Origin of the sequence: Pseudomonas brassicacearum (assembly GCF_009601685.2) — a bacterium.
GTDB classification, from domain to species: domain Bacteria; phylum Pseudomonadota; class Gammaproteobacteria; order Pseudomonadales; family Pseudomonadaceae; genus Aquipseudomonas; species Aquipseudomonas kilonensis_B.
In genome coordinates this window covers 1,924,585-1,939,588 of record NZ_CP045701.2, presented here as the reverse complement: position 1 = coordinate 1,939,588, position 15,004 = coordinate 1,924,585, and the positions used below count along the sequence as shown (strand labels likewise).

18 protein-coding genes are annotated in these 15,004 nt (G+C 59.9%); 8 read left to right on the top strand and 10 right to left on the bottom strand.

Annotated elements, in window-relative coordinates; translation table 11 throughout:
- Positions 1-44 precede the first annotated feature (44 nt).
- Both GFU70_RS08535 and GFU70_RS08530 read right to left on the bottom strand, forming a co-directional pair.
- Positions 45-1,274 carry a winged helix-turn-helix domain-containing protein gene (locus tag GFU70_RS08535; protein ID WP_153387867.1) on the bottom strand — a complete coding sequence of 410 codons (1,230 nt, stop codon included), beginning with the start codon at positions 1,272-1,274 and terminating at the stop codon, positions 45-47.
- Between the two features lie 64 nt (positions 1,275-1,338).
- Complete coding sequence (locus GFU70_RS08530) at positions 1,339-1,557, bottom strand: DUF1127 domain-containing protein (RefSeq protein WP_058543206.1); 219 nt, start codon at positions 1,555-1,557, stop codon at positions 1,339-1,341.
- 97 nt (positions 1,558-1,654) lie between these two features.
- Between GFU70_RS08530 and GFU70_RS08525 the strand changes: the two genes are divergently transcribed.
- Entirely contained in the window at positions 1,655-2,509 is an 855-nt protein-coding gene (locus GFU70_RS08525) for a LysR substrate-binding domain-containing protein (protein ID WP_175359757.1), read from the top strand.
- On the opposite strand, the gene GFU70_RS08520 is transcribed toward GFU70_RS08525, so the two are convergent.
- Complete coding sequence (locus tag GFU70_RS08520) at positions 2,499-3,248, bottom strand: sulfite exporter TauE/SafE family protein (RefSeq protein ID WP_058542431.1); 750 nt, start codon at positions 3,246-3,248, stop codon at positions 2,499-2,501. The genes GFU70_RS08525 and GFU70_RS08520 overlap by 11 nt on opposite strands.
- Positions 3,249-3,393: 145 nt before the next feature.
- On the opposite strand from GFU70_RS08520, the gene GFU70_RS08515 reads away from it, so the two are divergent.
- The 3 genes from GFU70_RS08515 to GFU70_RS08505 all read left to right on the top strand — a co-directional run bounded on the left by GFU70_RS08515 (position 3,394) and on the right by GFU70_RS08505 (position 5,669).
- Entirely contained in the window at positions 3,394-3,855 is a 462-nt protein-coding gene (locus GFU70_RS08515; protein ID WP_058542430.1) for a MarR family winged helix-turn-helix transcriptional regulator, read from the top strand.
- 345 nt (positions 3,856-4,200) lie between these two features.
- Entirely contained in the window at positions 4,201-4,620 is a 420-nt protein-coding gene (locus tag GFU70_RS08510; protein ID WP_055127284.1) for an organic hydroperoxide resistance protein, read from the top strand.
- A gap of 35 nt (positions 4,621-4,655) precedes the next feature.
- Entirely contained in the window at positions 4,656-5,669 is a 1,014-nt protein-coding gene (locus GFU70_RS08505; protein ID WP_153387866.1) for an alpha/beta hydrolase, read from the top strand.
- 268 nt (positions 5,670-5,937) lie between these two features.
- Here GFU70_RS08505 and GFU70_RS08500 read toward each other — a convergent pair whose 3' ends face one another.
- Together GFU70_RS08500 and earP are read right to left on the bottom strand one after the other, a co-directional pair.
- On the bottom strand, positions 5,938-6,507 hold the full coding sequence (locus GFU70_RS08500; protein ID WP_018603118.1) for an elongation factor P: 570 nt from the start codon (positions 6,505-6,507) through the stop codon (positions 5,938-5,940).
- A gap of 48 nt (positions 6,508-6,555) precedes the next feature.
- A complete protein-coding gene (gene earP, locus GFU70_RS08495) occupies positions 6,556-7,689 on the bottom strand; it encodes an elongation factor P maturation arginine rhamnosyltransferase EarP (RefSeq protein ID WP_058542428.1) in 1,134 nt (377 codons plus the stop codon).
- A gap of 121 nt (positions 7,690-7,810) precedes the next feature.
- Here earP and GFU70_RS08490 point away from each other — a divergent pair, with 121 nt between their 5' ends.
- On the top strand, positions 7,811-8,197 hold the full coding sequence (locus tag GFU70_RS08490; RefSeq protein ID WP_058542427.1) for a hypothetical protein: 387 nt from the start codon (positions 7,811-7,813) through the stop codon (positions 8,195-8,197).
- Positions 8,198-8,199: 2 nt separating this feature from the next.
- Positions 8,200-8,682, top strand: coding sequence for a GreA/GreB family elongation factor (locus tag GFU70_RS08485; RefSeq protein ID WP_003199378.1), 483 nt, complete (start codon positions 8,200-8,202; stop codon positions 8,680-8,682).
- Positions 8,683-8,689: 7 nt separating this feature from the next.
- Here the strand turns inward: GFU70_RS08485 and cysB are convergent, their stop codons facing one another.
- From cysB to GFU70_RS08465, 4 genes are all read right to left on the bottom strand, one after another.
- The gene (gene cysB, locus GFU70_RS08480) at positions 8,690-9,664 is read right to left on the bottom strand and encodes an HTH-type transcriptional regulator CysB (protein ID WP_003199376.1); all 975 of its coding nucleotides are present in this window, start codon (positions 9,662-9,664) and stop codon (positions 8,690-8,692) included.
- A 109-nt stretch (positions 9,665-9,773) separates the two neighbouring features.
- Positions 9,774-10,274, bottom strand: a complete 501-nt coding sequence (locus tag GFU70_RS08475; protein ID WP_058542426.1) for a universal stress protein — start codon at positions 10,272-10,274, stop codon at positions 9,774-9,776.
- A gap of 96 nt (positions 10,275-10,370) precedes the next feature.
- Entirely contained in the window at positions 10,371-11,276 is a 906-nt protein-coding gene (locus GFU70_RS08470) for a 5'-nucleotidase (RefSeq protein WP_003199368.1), read from the bottom strand.
- A 22-nt stretch (positions 11,277-11,298) separates the two neighbouring features.
- Positions 11,299-12,252: a putative 2-dehydropantoate 2-reductase gene (locus GFU70_RS08465; RefSeq protein ID WP_153387865.1), complete on the bottom strand. Its 954-nt coding sequence runs from the start codon at positions 12,250-12,252 to the stop codon at positions 11,299-11,301.
- Positions 12,253-12,520: 268 nt separating this feature from the next.
- Here GFU70_RS08465 and GFU70_RS08460 point away from each other — a divergent pair, with 268 nt between their 5' ends.
- Positions 12,521-13,597, top strand: coding sequence for a 3-deoxy-7-phosphoheptulonate synthase (locus GFU70_RS08460; protein ID WP_058542424.1), 1,077 nt, complete (start codon positions 12,521-12,523; stop codon positions 13,595-13,597).
- A gap of 174 nt (positions 13,598-13,771) precedes the next feature.
- Here the strand turns inward: GFU70_RS08460 and GFU70_RS08455 are convergent, their stop codons facing one another.
- Positions 13,772-14,053: a GNAT family N-acetyltransferase gene (locus tag GFU70_RS08455; protein WP_053120470.1), complete on the bottom strand. Its 282-nt coding sequence runs from the start codon at positions 14,051-14,053 to the stop codon at positions 13,772-13,774.
- 637 nt (positions 14,054-14,690) lie between these two features.
- Here GFU70_RS08455 and oprI point away from each other — a divergent pair.
- Positions 14,691-14,942, top strand: a complete 252-nt coding sequence (gene oprI, locus GFU70_RS08450) for an outer membrane lipoprotei OprI (RefSeq protein ID WP_003183784.1) — start codon at positions 14,691-14,693, stop codon at positions 14,940-14,942.
- Positions 14,943-15,004: the final 62 nt, after the last annotated feature.

Below are 15,004 nucleotides of genomic sequence, written 5' to 3'. Positions count from 1 at the left end.
TCACAGCAGATCCAATGTGGGAGCTTGCTCGCGATGGCGATGCCTCAGTCACCATCGATCTGCGCCAATGCCACCGCCAACCGCACCCCACTCACCCGCTGACAATTGAGCTGGACCCGCTCCAGCCCCAGCCACCGAGCCATGCGCTGCAGGTTCAGCGCCAGGGCTAGCATCCCCTCCTCGTCCAGCCCCGACGCATCCTCGTGCACGGCATGCACGGCCAACTGCCCCAAGGCCCGCTCTGCCCGCAGGTCCACCCGAGCCGCGATGCGTTCGTGGTGCAGGAACGGCAACACGTAATAGCCGTACACCCGCTTGTGGACAGGTGTGTAGATCTCCAGCCGGTAGCGAAAATCGAACAACCGCTCGGTACGGCCGCGCTCCCAGACCAGCGAGTCGAACGGCGAAAGCAAGGCACTGGCGGCGACCTTGCGAGGAATTTTCGCCGCGGGTCGGCACCAGGCCGGTTGTTTCCAGCCCTGCACCTGGCAGCGCAGCAGTTCCCCGGCCTCTTCCAGTTCGGCCAAGCGCCCACGGCTGTCGGCCGGGTCGAGGCGAAAGTAGTCGCGCAAGTCTTTCTCGGTCGCAATACCCAAGGCGTCCGCTGCATGTAGCAGCAAGGCGCGTTGGGCCTGGGCCTCGTCCGGCAACGGTTGCTGCAGGATCGAGGCCGGCAGTACCCGCTCGGGCAAGTCGTAGAGCCGCTCGAACCCGCGCCGCCCCGCCACCGTGACTTCGCCCGCGGCGAACAGCCATTCCAGCGCGTGCTTTTCGGCACTCCAGTCCCACCAGGGCCCGGCCTTTTCCTTGCGCGTGGACAAGCTGCCCGCACCAATGGCGCCCTGCTCCTGCACCGAAGCCAGAACGCGGCGAATAACGTCCTGACGCTCATGACCGAAACGCGCCAACTGCTGATAAATCCCTTCGCCACCCGACGCCCGACTCATGCGCCAGCGCATCAGCGGATACATTGACATCGGCAACAGCGACGCTTCATGGCCCCAATATTCGAACAGCGTGCGACGTCGCCCCTGGCTCCAGGCGGCCTGATCGAGCAAATCGCGATTGTAGTGACCGAGGCGGGAGAACAGCGGGAGGTAATGCGAGCGCACCAACGCATTGACTGAGTCGATCTGCAGGACGCCGAGGCGTTCGATCAGGCGGTTGAGGCGTGAGGGTTGCACCGAAGCTGGCGGCGACCGCCCATCGAATCCTTGGGCGGCCAACGCCAGGCGCCGGGCCTGTTTGAGGGTAAAGGACAGAGTCGCGGGCATGGAGATCTCCTTCTCTGCTCGCAACCTACCTCACCAATAAGGGGTTTGTGTAGGAAAGGATGGCTCATTTGTGAATTGGGTCATCCCAGAATGGCCGGACCACTTCCTGCTCCACGTCTGCACGACTCACGCCAATGTCCTTGAGCGCCTCATCGCTCATTCCGGCCAGCAGTTCGCGCTCGTGGTGCAATTCGTACCAGCGGCTAAACTTGTGCAGCAGGGCGCTGACGGAAAAGCCGTGGGAGAGTTTGTCTATCAGTAGATAACCTTTTTGACCTTTCATCGTGATGTCCTCCGTTGGGGATGGCTCAAGTCTCGCGCTAACGCTAAGATCAATCCAACGAATGTTTCTTATGCAATACATCTCGGAGATTGATCAATTGTCGAGTTACCCGAGCATCGATACGGAAGTGCTGCGTACCTTTGTCGCCATCGCCGACCAGGGCGGTTTCACCCGGGCCGGGGAATTGGTCAATCGCACCCAGTCGGCCGTCAGCATGCAGATGAAGCGGCTCGAAGAAGACGTATTGCAACGGCGGCTGTTCGAACGTGATGGGCGCCAAGTCAAGCTCACCGCCGAAGGCCAGGTGCTGCTGGGCTACGCCAGGCGGATCCTCAAGCTGCACAGCGAGGTGTTCAATACCCTGCGCGAACCGCACATGGTCGGCACGGTGCGCATCGGCACGCCGGACGATTACGTGATGCGCTTCCTGCCAGGCATCCTGCAACGCTTCGCCCAGTTCTACCCCCTGATCGAAATTGAAGTGCACTGCGAATCGTCCAAGCAGTTGCTGCTGCGCCAGGACCTGGACCTGTCCATCGTCACCCGCAAACCGGGGGACGAAATCGGCCAGTTGCTGCGCAAGGAGCGCTTTGTCTGGGCCGAAGCCGCCTGCTTCAACGTCCATGAACAAACACCGCTGCCGCTGGCGATGTTCAACAGTGACTGTTTCTGCCGACAATGGGCGTGCAATGCGCTGGATGCCATGGGCCGCGATTATCGCGTGGCGTACAACAGCTCGAGCCTGTCGGCGCTCATGGCAGTGGTGGGCGCCGGCCTGGCGATCACGGCGCAACTGGAAAGCCTGCTGACCCCGGACATGCGCGTGCTGGGCAAGGCTGAAGACCTGCCGGAACTGCCCGAGGCCAGCATCATGCTGATCCGCAACCTGCATAACCCATCGCCGATCACCGAGTGCCTGGCCGAGCACATCGTCGACGGTTTCAAGCTTTAAAGGTGAGCAGTACCGCGCACAGCACCAGGAAACCGCAGAACAGCCCGCGCAACAGCCGCTCCGGCAAGGCGTGGGCGACTTTCACCCCCCAACTGATGCTCAGCAGGCCACCGACGGCCAGCGGCAGGCCGATGCTCCAGTCCACTTCATGGTGAAACGCATAAGTGGCGAGGGTCACGCCGGTACTGGGCAAGGCCAGCGCCAGGGACAAACCTTGGGCAACCACCTGGCTGGTGCCAAAGATGCTGGTCAGGATCGGCGTCGCGACCACGGCCCCGCCGACACCGAACAAACCGCCCATGGTCCCGGATGCGGCTCCCAGCACGCCGAGCCATGGCCAGCCATAGCGCATCTGCGCCGAAGCCGGTGCGTTGGCGACGAACATGCGGGCCAGGTTGTAGAGTGTCAGGGCGATCAGGAACGCGACGAAGCCGATCCGCATGCTGTTCGCGTCGATCCCCACCGCCCAGATCGAACCAAGCCAGGCAAAGCAGAATCCCATGGAAGCCAACGGCAGGGCATGGCGCAATTCGATGCGATTGCGCTGGTGATAGCGCCACAATGCGAGCATCACGTTGGGCACCACCATGACCAGCGCCGTACCTTGGGCCAGTTGCTGGTCGAGGCCGAACCAGACGCCCAGCACCGGAATGGCGATCAGGCCACCACCGATGCCGAACAATCCCCCGAGGGTGCCCAACACGGCACCAAACACCAAAAACTGCGCAAATTCGAACAAGACGATTCCCCTTTCCTTAGGGGCCTTATCCTACGCAGTCGGCGCCGACGGGGAAACGCAACATCGGTGCAAGACATCAAATTTATCTGGCGCATTAAAGATTCGCCCGCTAGATTCGTACCGATCATTGATTGAAGGTTTTGCCATGAACACCCCGCACGACACCCCCGAAGCCTGCGAAGCCCTGCTGCTCGACAACCAGGTCTGTTTCGCCCTGCACTCCACATCGCTGCTGATGACCAAAGTCTATAAGCCGCTACTACAGGCCCTGGGCCTGACGTATCCGCAGTACCTGGCGATGATGGTGTTGTGGGAGAAGGACGGATTGACCGTCGGAGAAATCAGCACGCGCCTACTGACAGACCCCGGCTCGCTGACGCCGCTGCTCAAGCGCCTGGAGGCCGAAGGCCTGCTGAGCCGCACCCGCAGCCGTGAAGACGAACGCGTGGTGATTGTCGAACTCACCGAACAGGGCCGCGCCCTGCGCGAAAAAGCCCTCGACATCCCCCAATGCATCCTCGCCGCCAGCGGTCAGACCCTGGAACAGTTGAAGAAGCTGCAGCTTGATCTGCAAGCGCTGCGCGGGCATTTGCAAGACAGCCTCTGACTGACCTTCAACTGACCCACCGCTATCGCGAGCAAGCTCGCTCCCACACTTGATGCTCAGTGGCTATAAATCTGCGTTCGACGCAAATCCAATGTGGGAGCGAGCTTGCTCGCAATGGCGGCAGCCCCTGTCGCTCCCTGATCTGTAACTAGCCCATCCAAAAAAATTTTTGCTGCACTAAAACGCTCTAGCTCAAAGGTTACAAGCCTTCTCAGCTTCGAAAATCCGATTCGCCTCGAAAATTTATCTTGCGCACAAAATATTAGCGCTATACATTCGCTTTATACCTACTTAGCGCGCAAACATTTAGCGCAATAACACAAACCCAGAAACGAGGCTCTCATCATGCAAACGCTCTACACCGCAATCGCAACCTCCACCGGCGGCCGTGATGGTCGTGCGATCTCCAGCGACAACATCCTCGACGTCAAACTTGCCACGCCCAAGGAACTCGGCGGTGCAGGCGGTGCGGCGACCAACCCTGAGCAACTGTTCGCCGCCGGCTACTCGGCCTGCTTCATCGGCGCACTGAAATTCGTTGCCAGCCAGAGCAAACGCAAGATCCCGGATGACGCCTCGATTACCGCCCATGTCGGCATCGGCCAGATCCCCGGCGGTTTCGGCCTCGACATCGACCTGCACATCAGCCTGCCAGGGCTGGACCAGACCGACGCGCAAAGCCTGGTGGATGCGGCTCACCAAGTCTGCCCGTACTCCAACGCCACCCGTGGCAACGTTGATGTCCGCCTGCACGTGACCGTCTGACCACCGACCCTGGACCCGAACCTAAGGAGATGCCCATGAACACGCTCAGCAAAGCCTTGACCGCCACCCTTCTCGCCCTCAGCGTCAGCAGTGCCTTCGCCGACGGCATCGTCGAACACAACACCCAGGCGTTTCTCGACGCGCTGAATGCCGGCACCGGCAAGCCCCTGGAACAACTGTCGCCCAAAGACGCCCGCGCCGTATTGGTGGGGGCCCAGGCGGGGGTAAAACTGACCTTGCCCAAGGCCGATGTCAGCGAGAAAACCATCCAGGTCGATGGCCAGCCAATCAGCCTGACCATCGTTCGCCCGGCTGGGGTCAAGGGCGAGCTGCCCGTGTTCATGTTCTTCCACGGCGGTGGCTGGGTATTGGGCGACTTTCCAACCCACGAACGCCTGGTTCGGGATCTGGTGGCGGGCTCGGGCGCTGTCGCGGTGTTCGTCAACTACACGCCCTCACCCGAGGCGCATTATCCGGTGGCGATCAACCAGGCCTACGCCGCCACGAAATGGGTGGCCGAACACGGCAAACAGATCAACGTCGACGGCAAGCGCCTGGCCGTGGTGGGCAACAGCGTCGGCGGCAACATGGCGGCGGTGGTGGCCCTGATGGCCAAGGACAAAGGCACCCCGGCGATTCGTTTCCAGGCGTTGCTGTGGCCGGTGACCGATGCCAGCTTCGAGACGGCGTCCTACAACCTGTTCGCCGAAGGACACTTCCTCAGTAAAAACATGATGAAGTGGTTCTGGGACAACTACACCACCGATGCCGGACAACGCAGCGAGATCTATGCCTCGCCGTTACGCGCCAGCACCGCACAGCTCGAGGGTCTGCCGCCCGCGCTGGTACAGACCGCCGAGGCCGACGTCTTGCGCGATGAGGGTGAAGCCTATGCCCGCAAGCTGGACGCGGCCGGTGTACCAGTGACGGCCGTACGCTACAACGGCATGATCCACGACTATGGCTTGCTCAACGTGGTCAGCCAGGTGCCGGCGGTGCGTTCGGCGATGCTGCAGGTGTCGCAAGAGCTCAAGCAACACCTGAAGTAGTGACGGAGCCAGGAGCAGCCTTTGTGGCGAGGGAGCTTACTCCCGCTCGGCTGTGTAGGAGCTGGCGAAGGCTCGGGCCGCGTTCGGACGATCTTTTGATCTTTCGCTTGAGACTCAAGTGTCCGGGGAAAGATCGCAGCCTCGCTCCGCTCGACAGCTCCTACAGGCCCAGCGGGAGCAAGCTCCCTCGCCACGGATATCTGGTATTCAGTCCTGAAATGAAAAAGCCCGACTCAATGGTCGGGCTTTTTCATACAGAAGGCTTCGCTTATTTAGCGCGGCCTTTGTAGGAACCGCCTTCGCGGGTATCGATCTCGATCTTGTCACCGATTTCGATGAAGTCAGCAACTTGCAGTTCAGTACCGTTGCTCAGTTTGGCAGGCTTCATGACCTTGCCGGAAGTGTCGCCGCGAGCGGAACCTTCAGTGTAGTCAACTACACGCACGATGGTGGTCGGCAGTTCTACGGAAACCAGGCGCTCTTCGAAGAACACGGCTTCGCAGACGTCGGTCATGCCTTCTTCGATGAACGGCAGAACGCTTTCGATGTCTTCGGCGTTCAGCTCGTACATGGTGTAGTCAGTGGTGTCCATGAACGTGTAGGTGTCGCCGCTGATGAAGGACAGGGTCGCTTCTTTGCGGTCGAGGATCACGTCGTCCAGTTTGTCGTCGGCGCTGTAGACGATCTCGGTCTTGTAACCGGTCAGCAGGTTCTTCAGCTTGGTCTTCATGATCGCGCTGTTACGACCCGACTTGGTGAACTCAGCTTTCTGAACCAGCCAAGGATCGTTTTCGAGACGGATCACGGTCCCGGGTTTCAGTTCTTTACCAGTTTTCATTGCGAATATCCGAATTTGGATGGGATTTACAAAAATCTAGGCCGCGTATCATATCCAATTTACATAAAACTTCACCAGCGCTGCGGCAAGATCGGCTCGCGAGGCCTGTTCCAGACACCACGCCTGGGCATGTTCGGCCAGTTCCTGCTGCTGTTCACGGGTGGCTTTCCAATGTTCGCTCATGTCTTGGCCGGCATTCCAGGCCCGCCAAAGACCGCTGATCGCTTTTTGCGCCGCCTGAGAAAGCCCCTGGGTATAGAGCCTGAGAAACGCCTCGAGCTTTTCCAGGTGGACGTCTTCTTCCTGCTGGTAGATATGCCAGAGCAGCGGCCGACCAGCCCATTGGGCACGCACGAAGGAGTCTTCGCCGCGCACGGCGTTGAACTCGCAGCACCATAGCAGGTGGTCGTACTGGTCCTGGCGGATGAACGGCAACACCTGCACCGTCAGTGCGCCGCGTCGATGTAGCGCACCGACCGCCAGGCCGTCGACCCCAAGCCAACGCTCGACATCGCCCAGCACCCGCCCTTCGGGAACCAGCACATGAAACGCTTGGGCATCAGCGGCCATTGCGTCAAACCAGCTCGCCAACCCGGCGTTCTCATAGGCGAACAGCGAGATCAGGCAGGCATCCGGCGCCCGCTCGACACCCAGCCCTTGCAGGAATATTCGTTGTGCTTCGGCATCCTGCTGGAATTGTCGACGGCGCTCCAAAAGCCCCGCCTCACGCAGCAGGCCACCTGTTCCTTCCTGGAAGCCGGGGAAAAAGAAATATTTCTGCACGTGTTTGTATTTGACCGACGGCAGGCCGTGACAACCGATCACCCAGTCCTCGGCGCTCAAATAATCAAGGTTCATCCACAGGGGCGTCGTCTGGCGCGCGGCCATCGCATCCATGTAGGCGCTCGGCAACTGGCAGGCAAACGCAGCGATCACCACGTCGGCGGCTTCGGTGGGCGCCCACTCCCCGGGCCAGTGACGCACTTGCACGCCCTGTTGCCATTGCTCGGACAGGGTGACGTCGATTTCCGGGCACAGCCGTTCGAAGGCACGCAGGTCGTCGACCCATAGCCGCACCGCACATTGATGCTCGGCCACCAACTGCCGAGCCAGGCGCCAAGTGACACCAATATCGCCATAGTTATCGACGACGGTGCAAAAAATATCCCAACGCACGGTCATTCCCGACTCCCTGTGGCAAAGGCCTGATTGTCCCGAATAAACCGATCACGCAGAAGAGCCGACGGCGATTAATCTTCATGCGACAATCACCGCCTGTCCATGACTCTGCCAGGAAGCAGCCATGCCCGATCACTCGACACCCTCGCGCCTTACAGCTTTGCAATTGACCTTCAGCATTGCCCTGGGCCTGTGGCTGGGGTTTCTCGCCATCGTGTTGACGGGCTGGCTGCTGTCCAGATTCCTGTTCAACGAACAACTGGCACCGGTGGCCGCCGCCGTCCATCAACTGGCGCAACCGCCGGCAGTGCAACCGGCCCCGGAGCCGCCTACGCCGATGTTCGAGCAATACCAGCAGAACCTGCAAAGGAACGAGCAGCGCCAGGCGCTCGATCAGGCCCGCAACAATCCGCGCAACCTGTCCAACCCCAAGTGCCAGTTCTGGCTGCAACAGGACCAGAATGCGCCCAGTGAAAAAAGCCGCGCCAACGTTCTGCAATTCTGCGAATGATCATGAATAAACAGACCGTCCACCAGTTGATTCTCGACAAGCTCAAGATTGATCTCGACATCGCCGAACGCGCCGCGCAAACCGCCTACGAAACCGCGACCCACGAAGAAAACATCGCCGAGAACAAGTACGACACCCTGGGCCTGGAGGCTTCCTACCTCGCCGCCGGACAAGCCAGGCGCGTGGAAGAAATCCGCCAGGCCCTGACCCTCTGCCAGAACCTGACACTAAGGCCTTACGACGAGCAGCGCGGTATCCAGGTCGGCACCTTGATCGGGCTGGAAGATGAGGACGGTCGCCAGCAATGGCTTTTCCTGGGGCCGGATGCGGCGGGCTTGAAGGTCTCGCTGGTGGGCCAGCCGATCACTGTCATCACCCCTCGCTCACCGTTGGGCCGCGGCCTGTTGGGCAAGTTCGAAGGGGATGAAGTGGAGATCGTGGTAGCGGGCGCCCGGCAACAGTTCGCTGTCACCGAGGCGATCTAGAAGGGCTTTAGTGCACCGGTAGTTCGACGCCGTCGAACAACTCTTCGAGTTCTTGCTTGTTGTGGCATTGGATGGCCTTGGCCATGACTTCGCGGGTCAGGTGCGGTGCAAATTTCTCGATGAAATCGCACATGAAGCCGCGCAGGAATGTGCCACGACGGAAGCCGATCTTGGTCACGCTGGATTCGAACAGCTCGCTGGCATCCAGTACCACCAGGTCGCTGTCGAGCTTGGTATCGACGGCCATCTTCGCGACGATGCCCACGCCCAGGCCCAGGCGAACGTAAGTCTTGATCACGTCGGCGTCGGCGGCGGTGAACACCACTTTCGGCGTCAGGCCACGATGGCTGAAGGCTTCGTCAAGTTTGGAACGACCGGTGAAACCGAATACGTAGGTCACGATCGGGTATTCGGCCAGGGCTTCGAGGGTCAGCTTCGGCAGCTTGGTCAACGGGTGGCCCTGGGGCACGACCACGCAGCGGTTCCAGCGATAGCACGGCATCATCACCAGGTCCCCGAACAACTCCAGGGCCTCGGTGGCAATGGCGAAATCCACCGTGCCGTCGGCCGCCATCTCGGCGATCTGCATCGGCGAGCCTTGGTGCATGTGCAGCGCCACGTCGGGGTACTGCTTGATGAAATTGCTGATCACCGGCGGCAGCGCATAGCGGGCCTGGGTGTGCGTGGTGGCGATCGACAGGGTGCCTTTTTTCTCGTTGGAGAACTCCTGGGCGATCTGCTTGATGCTTTCGACCTTGCGCAGGATCTCGCCAGCGGTGGTGATGATACGCTCGCCGGCCGGGGTCACGCGGGTCAGGTGTTTGCCGCTGCGGGCGAAGACTTCAACGCCCAGTTCATCTTCCAACAGGCGGATCTGCTTGCTGATACCAGGTTGCGACGTGTAGAGGCTTTGGGCAGTAGCGGAAACGTTGAGGTCGTGGTGCGCCACTTCCCAGATGTAGCGCAGTTGTTGAAGCTTCATATGTATCCCTCAAAGCAGTTGGACGCCACGGGCATCAGCGACGGTATATAACTATATGAAAGGTTTTGACAATATATCTAGAACTTTTTATAAAAGCCACCATTTAGCCTCAAGCCTCTCCCTGGCGTCGGCGCTGTACCAGCGGCACCAGGTAGACCGGCACCCGGGATAACTGCAATACCCGTGCAGCGGTCCTGCCCAAGGGAGTTTCACCGCTTGCCCCTTGGCAATGACTGCCTACGATCAGCAAGTCGACAGAGAGTTTCGCAGCCTGCTCCAGGATGACCTGGGAAGGATCGCCCTGGTACACCCTGACCGACTTGATCAGTTGCAAATCCTGCTGCCCCTCTCCCAATTCCTCGCGGAAACTGTCGAGCACTCGCTGTTCGATATTGGCCATCACCGTATTCAGACCTTGACGATGAAATTCGTTCAGCGCCTGCTCGTCGAGATAGCTTTGCAACACCGACTCGGCGAACAGCCCCATCGGTTCTACCGCATGCACCACATACAACTCGGCTTCAAACGTCCGTGCTAACGCCAAGGCATGCTGCATCACATAAGGGGCGTACAGGCCCAGGTCTGTGGCGTACAGCATCGAACGAATCATGTGACCTCCTCGCGTGCCAAAATGGCGGAGATTGATTCAGCTTAGCAGCGCCTTGGAGACTGCGACGTGCGGCTTGACGTCCCGGACCTGAGGCAGTCAGGGCTTCATTTCGTTACTGATACCGTGGGGCACATGTCCGGTGGCGACCACCTCTCGGGCCAGTTCGCAATGGCCGGTCTGGTCATCGAAAAAAACATCGGCGGCGAACGCTTCGAGGAAGGCCGATTTGGTCAGGCCGCCCAGGAACAACGATTCGTCCAGGCGAATATCCCACTCACGCAAGGTCCGGATGACCCGCTCGTGGGCCGGTGCCGAACGGGCCGTCACCAGCGCCGTACGAATGGGGCAGGCGTCTTCGGGAAACTCGCGCTGCAGTGCATTGAGCGCCGCCAGGAACCCCTTGAACGGCCCGCCTCGCAACGGCTCGCGGGCGGCCTGTCGTTCGCTGGCCTGGAAGGCTTCCAACCCATCGGCCTGATAGACGCGCTCCGATTCATCGGAAAACAGCACGGCATCGCCGTCGAAGGCAATGCGCAGTTCCTCGCTGGCCGCGCGACTGGCACCGCCCGACAGGATGGTCGCGGCGGCAAAGCCGGCGTCCAGGGCGCTGCGCACGTCTTCAGCGTGGGTAGACAAAAAGAGATCGCAACCGAACGCCTTGAGGTACGGGTAGGGACTGCGGCCGCCCACGAAGGCGGCGCGCGAGATCGCCAGCCCATAATGATGAATCGAGTTGAACACTCGAAGACCGGTGTCGGCACTGTTGCGCGAGACCAGGATCACCTCGACCCGGGCACGACCCAGGTGCTCGTTGAGGTTCAGCAGCTTTTGCACCAGGGCGAACGCATCACCGGGGGCAAGCACTTCGTCTTCATGCTCGATCTGGTATTGCCGGTAGGCTTCGACGCCACTCGACAGGTACACCTTGTGACTTTCCCTCAGGTCGAACAGCGCCCGCGACGAAATCGCCAGCACCAGTTTATCGTCGATGTTGTTTGCCATACCGCTCCCCCCTTTCGCCTGCTCAGCGGTTATATCGGTCCACGAACGCCAACGCCTGGTACAAGGCTTCGATTTTCGGCAGCTCACACCCCGCCGCTTTCGCCGCCGCCAATGGCCGGCCGTAGATCGCGTCCAGCTCCAGCGCACGCTTGTGGGAATAATCGTGGTACATGCTGGGCCAGTAGTCGGGCATCTTCTCGGTCATCGTGAACAGATACTCGGCATAACCCGGCGCGATGTGATGCCCGCAGGCTTGCGCACCGCGGACCACCTCCTCCATCAGTGCCCGGATCAATTCGCGGCTATGGTCGTTGGCCATCAACGGCGTGGTACTGGCGCCCAACAGAACCGAAAGACCGTTGTACGGCACATTCCACACCAACTTCTGCCAACGGGCCTGTTGCAGGCCAGGCATGGCCTGGGCGTCGATAGCGGCGCTGCGGAACAACGTCGCCGCCTCTTCGACGATTTCCATGCGTTGTGCATGATCGGCGCAAGGACCACTGTGGTAACCGATGTTGACCGCGCCGAGGGCCTGGTGGGCAATGACACCAGGGCCGACGCGATGCACGCAGATCAGGCACAGCCCCCCTAACAGGTGCAACGAATCGGGCAGCAAAGGTCGAAGATCGTCTTCGACATCCAGGCCGTTCTGCAGCAGCAGGATTTTCGCACCGTCAGCGGCAGCCTGGATAATGGCCGGGGCCAGTTCGGCATTGCTGGTGGTCTTGGCGCCGACCAGCAGCCAGTCGCAGGGTGGCATGTCAGCCGCCGAGCGATACGCCTGGACGGGGTTGAGGGCCAGCGCACCGTGAACCGCACTGTCGATTCGCAAGCCGGCTTCGGTCACGGCAGCAAACTCGCTGCGCAGTAGAAAGTGCACGTCAAAACCGGCACGCGCCAGCATCACGCCGTAGAACCCACCGATCGCCCCGGTGCCGATCATCCCGATCCGCGGTTTAACGCCTGCCTGCATCTTTGCAACTCCTCTGGTAAACGGCCCCTGCACACTATCAGCGCGAGCGCCATGGCATGCAATCTTCATTACATCTGTTCACGAATCTGCTGTAGAGCCATCTCCAAGGCCTTTTCCCCAGTCTATAGGGCATTAAACCCATACCAGCCCATTGTCGAGCCACCTCGTAACGCGCTAAGGTTCGGCTCCCCGACGCGCTTAAAATCCGCTGTGCACCGCCGCGCGGGGATCGCTGGCGGCCGGCACCCGTGACCTGACGAGTAACACGATGGCTGATTTACCGATCAACGACCTTAACGTCGCCTCCAACGAGACCCTCATCACGCCTGACCAGCTCAAGCGCGATATCCCCCTGAGCGACGCTGCCCTGCGCACCGTGACCAAGGGCCGCGAAGTCATCCGCAACATCCTGGACGGCACCGATCATCGCCTGTTCGTGGTCATCGGGCCCTGCTCGATCCATGACATCAAGGCCGCCCACGAGTACGCCGAGCGCCTGAAAGTGTTGGCCGCGGAAGTGTCCGACACCCTGTACCTGGTCATGCGGGTGTATTTCGAGAAGCCGCGGACTACCGTCGGCTGGAAAGGCCTGATCAACGATCCGTACCTGGACGACTCCTTCAAGATCCAGGACGGCTTGCACATCGGTCGCCAGTTGCTGCTGGACCTGGCAGAAATGGGCCTGCCCACCGCGACCGAAGCCCTGGACCCGATCTCGCCGCAATACCTGCAGGACCTGATCAGCTGGTCGGCCATCGGCGCGCGCACCACCGAATCCCAGACCCACCGCGAAATGGCCTCCGGCCTGTCGTCGGCAGTGGGCTTCAAGAACGGCACCGACGGTGGCCTCACCGTGGCGATCAACGCCTTGCAATCGGTCTCCAGCCCGCACCGTTTCCTGGGCATCAACCAGGAAGGTGGCGTGTCGATCGTCACCACCAAGGGCAACGCCTACGGTCACGTGGTGTTGCGCGGTGGCAACGGCAAGCCGAACTACGATTCGGTCAGCGTCGCGCTGTGTGAACAGGCGCTGAACAAAGCCAAGATCAAGCCGAACATCATGGTCGACTGCAGCCACGCCAACTCCAACAAGGACCCAGCGCTGCAACCGCTGGTGATGGAGAACGTGGCCAACCAGATCCTGGAAGGCAACCAGTCGATTATCGGCCTGATGGTCGAAAGTCACTTGAATTGGGGCTGCCAGGCGATCCCGAAAGACCTCGCCGACTTGAAGTACGGTGTCTCCATCACCGATGCCTGCATCGACTGGAGCGCGACCGAGAATACGCTGCGCAGCATGCATGCCAAGCTCAAGGATGTATTGCCGAAGCGGCAGCGCGGTTAAAAAAGATCGCAGCCTCGTTGCACTCGACAGCTCCTACACAGCTCCTACGCGGTTCCTACATATATTTGGAGCGGGGATGTAGGAGCTGGCGAAGCCTGCGATCTTTTGCTCTGCTCAAAGCATAAAAAAACGCCGGACTGAAAAGTCCGGCGTTTTTATTGGGAATCCGTTTTCTCAGAGTTTCGCCGCGTGCCGCTGGTGGCGCTCCATGTAACGCTCCACGTAGGAGCAGGACGGGATCACCGTGTAGCCCATTTCTTCGGCGTACTGCAGCGCCCGTTCGGTCAACGCCGCCGCGATGCCCCGGCCGCGCAAGGCGTTGGGCACGAAGGTGCGATAGATATCCAGGGTCTGCTTGCCCAGGTCCATATAGGTCAGATAGGCACGATGACCGTCCACATTGGTCTCGAACTGATGACCAGCCTGGTCATGGTGGATGGTAACCGCCTCGCTCATCACTACTCCTCGCGGGTCTGAATGCCGACCCCTACCTTACCGATGTTTTTCCGGCGAAGGAACATCTACGCCACCCCGTGCCTTCCTGGTCACCGAGCGCCAAAACCGATCCGCTCAAACCCGAGCACGTCGTGAATAGTAGGCACCAATGACGTAAATGCTCAAGGCACGCCTGTCATCGAAGGGGGTAAACCTCCTCGGGTTTATCGATTGAGCGCCATCGTCGCGCTGCAATCGGTCACGGTGCAATAGCTGAACATCGCCAGTTGTTGAGTCTTGAGACGAGCGCGCGTAGTTAAAGTCACCGCCAATACCAATAAAAGATGCCTGGGGCGTTGCACAAAAAATGTACAAAAGTGTAGGCGAATCAATAAACAACGACGTTAGCGAGGGCTGCCGGAGTTCTCTGTCACTACGGAACTTTTTGTCGTTGACGCGCTCCAGCCAAGGGCTTTGGGCTGTATATTTTTTAAACACCCCTTGGAAAAGTTGCCCGAAAAAGAATCACCGCCTAGAATTTTTTTGCTTCTTGCGCTACGTCAGTTTACTTACTACAAGTAATGGGTAGTATGTACGCCGGCTAACTCCTCAGTCTGGGGAGAGAGTCACTAATAGAATGTCCTTGAAGGGGAACACGATGAACAACGTTCTGAAATTCTCTGCTCTGGCCCTGGCCGCAGTTCTGGCTACCGGTTGCAGCAGCGCATCGAAAGAAACCGAAGCACGTCTGACTGCTACCGAAGACGCAGCAGCTCGCTCCCAAGCTCGTGCAGACGAAGCTTACCGTAAAGCTGATGAAGCTCTGGCTGCTGCTCAAAAAGCACAACAGACTGCTGACGAAGCTAACGAGCGTGCTCTGCGCATGCTGGAAAAAGCTAGCCGCAAGTAATAATCCTTCGGGATTGTTATCGAGCCGACCCATTTTTGGGTCGGCTTTTTTTTTGGATTCGA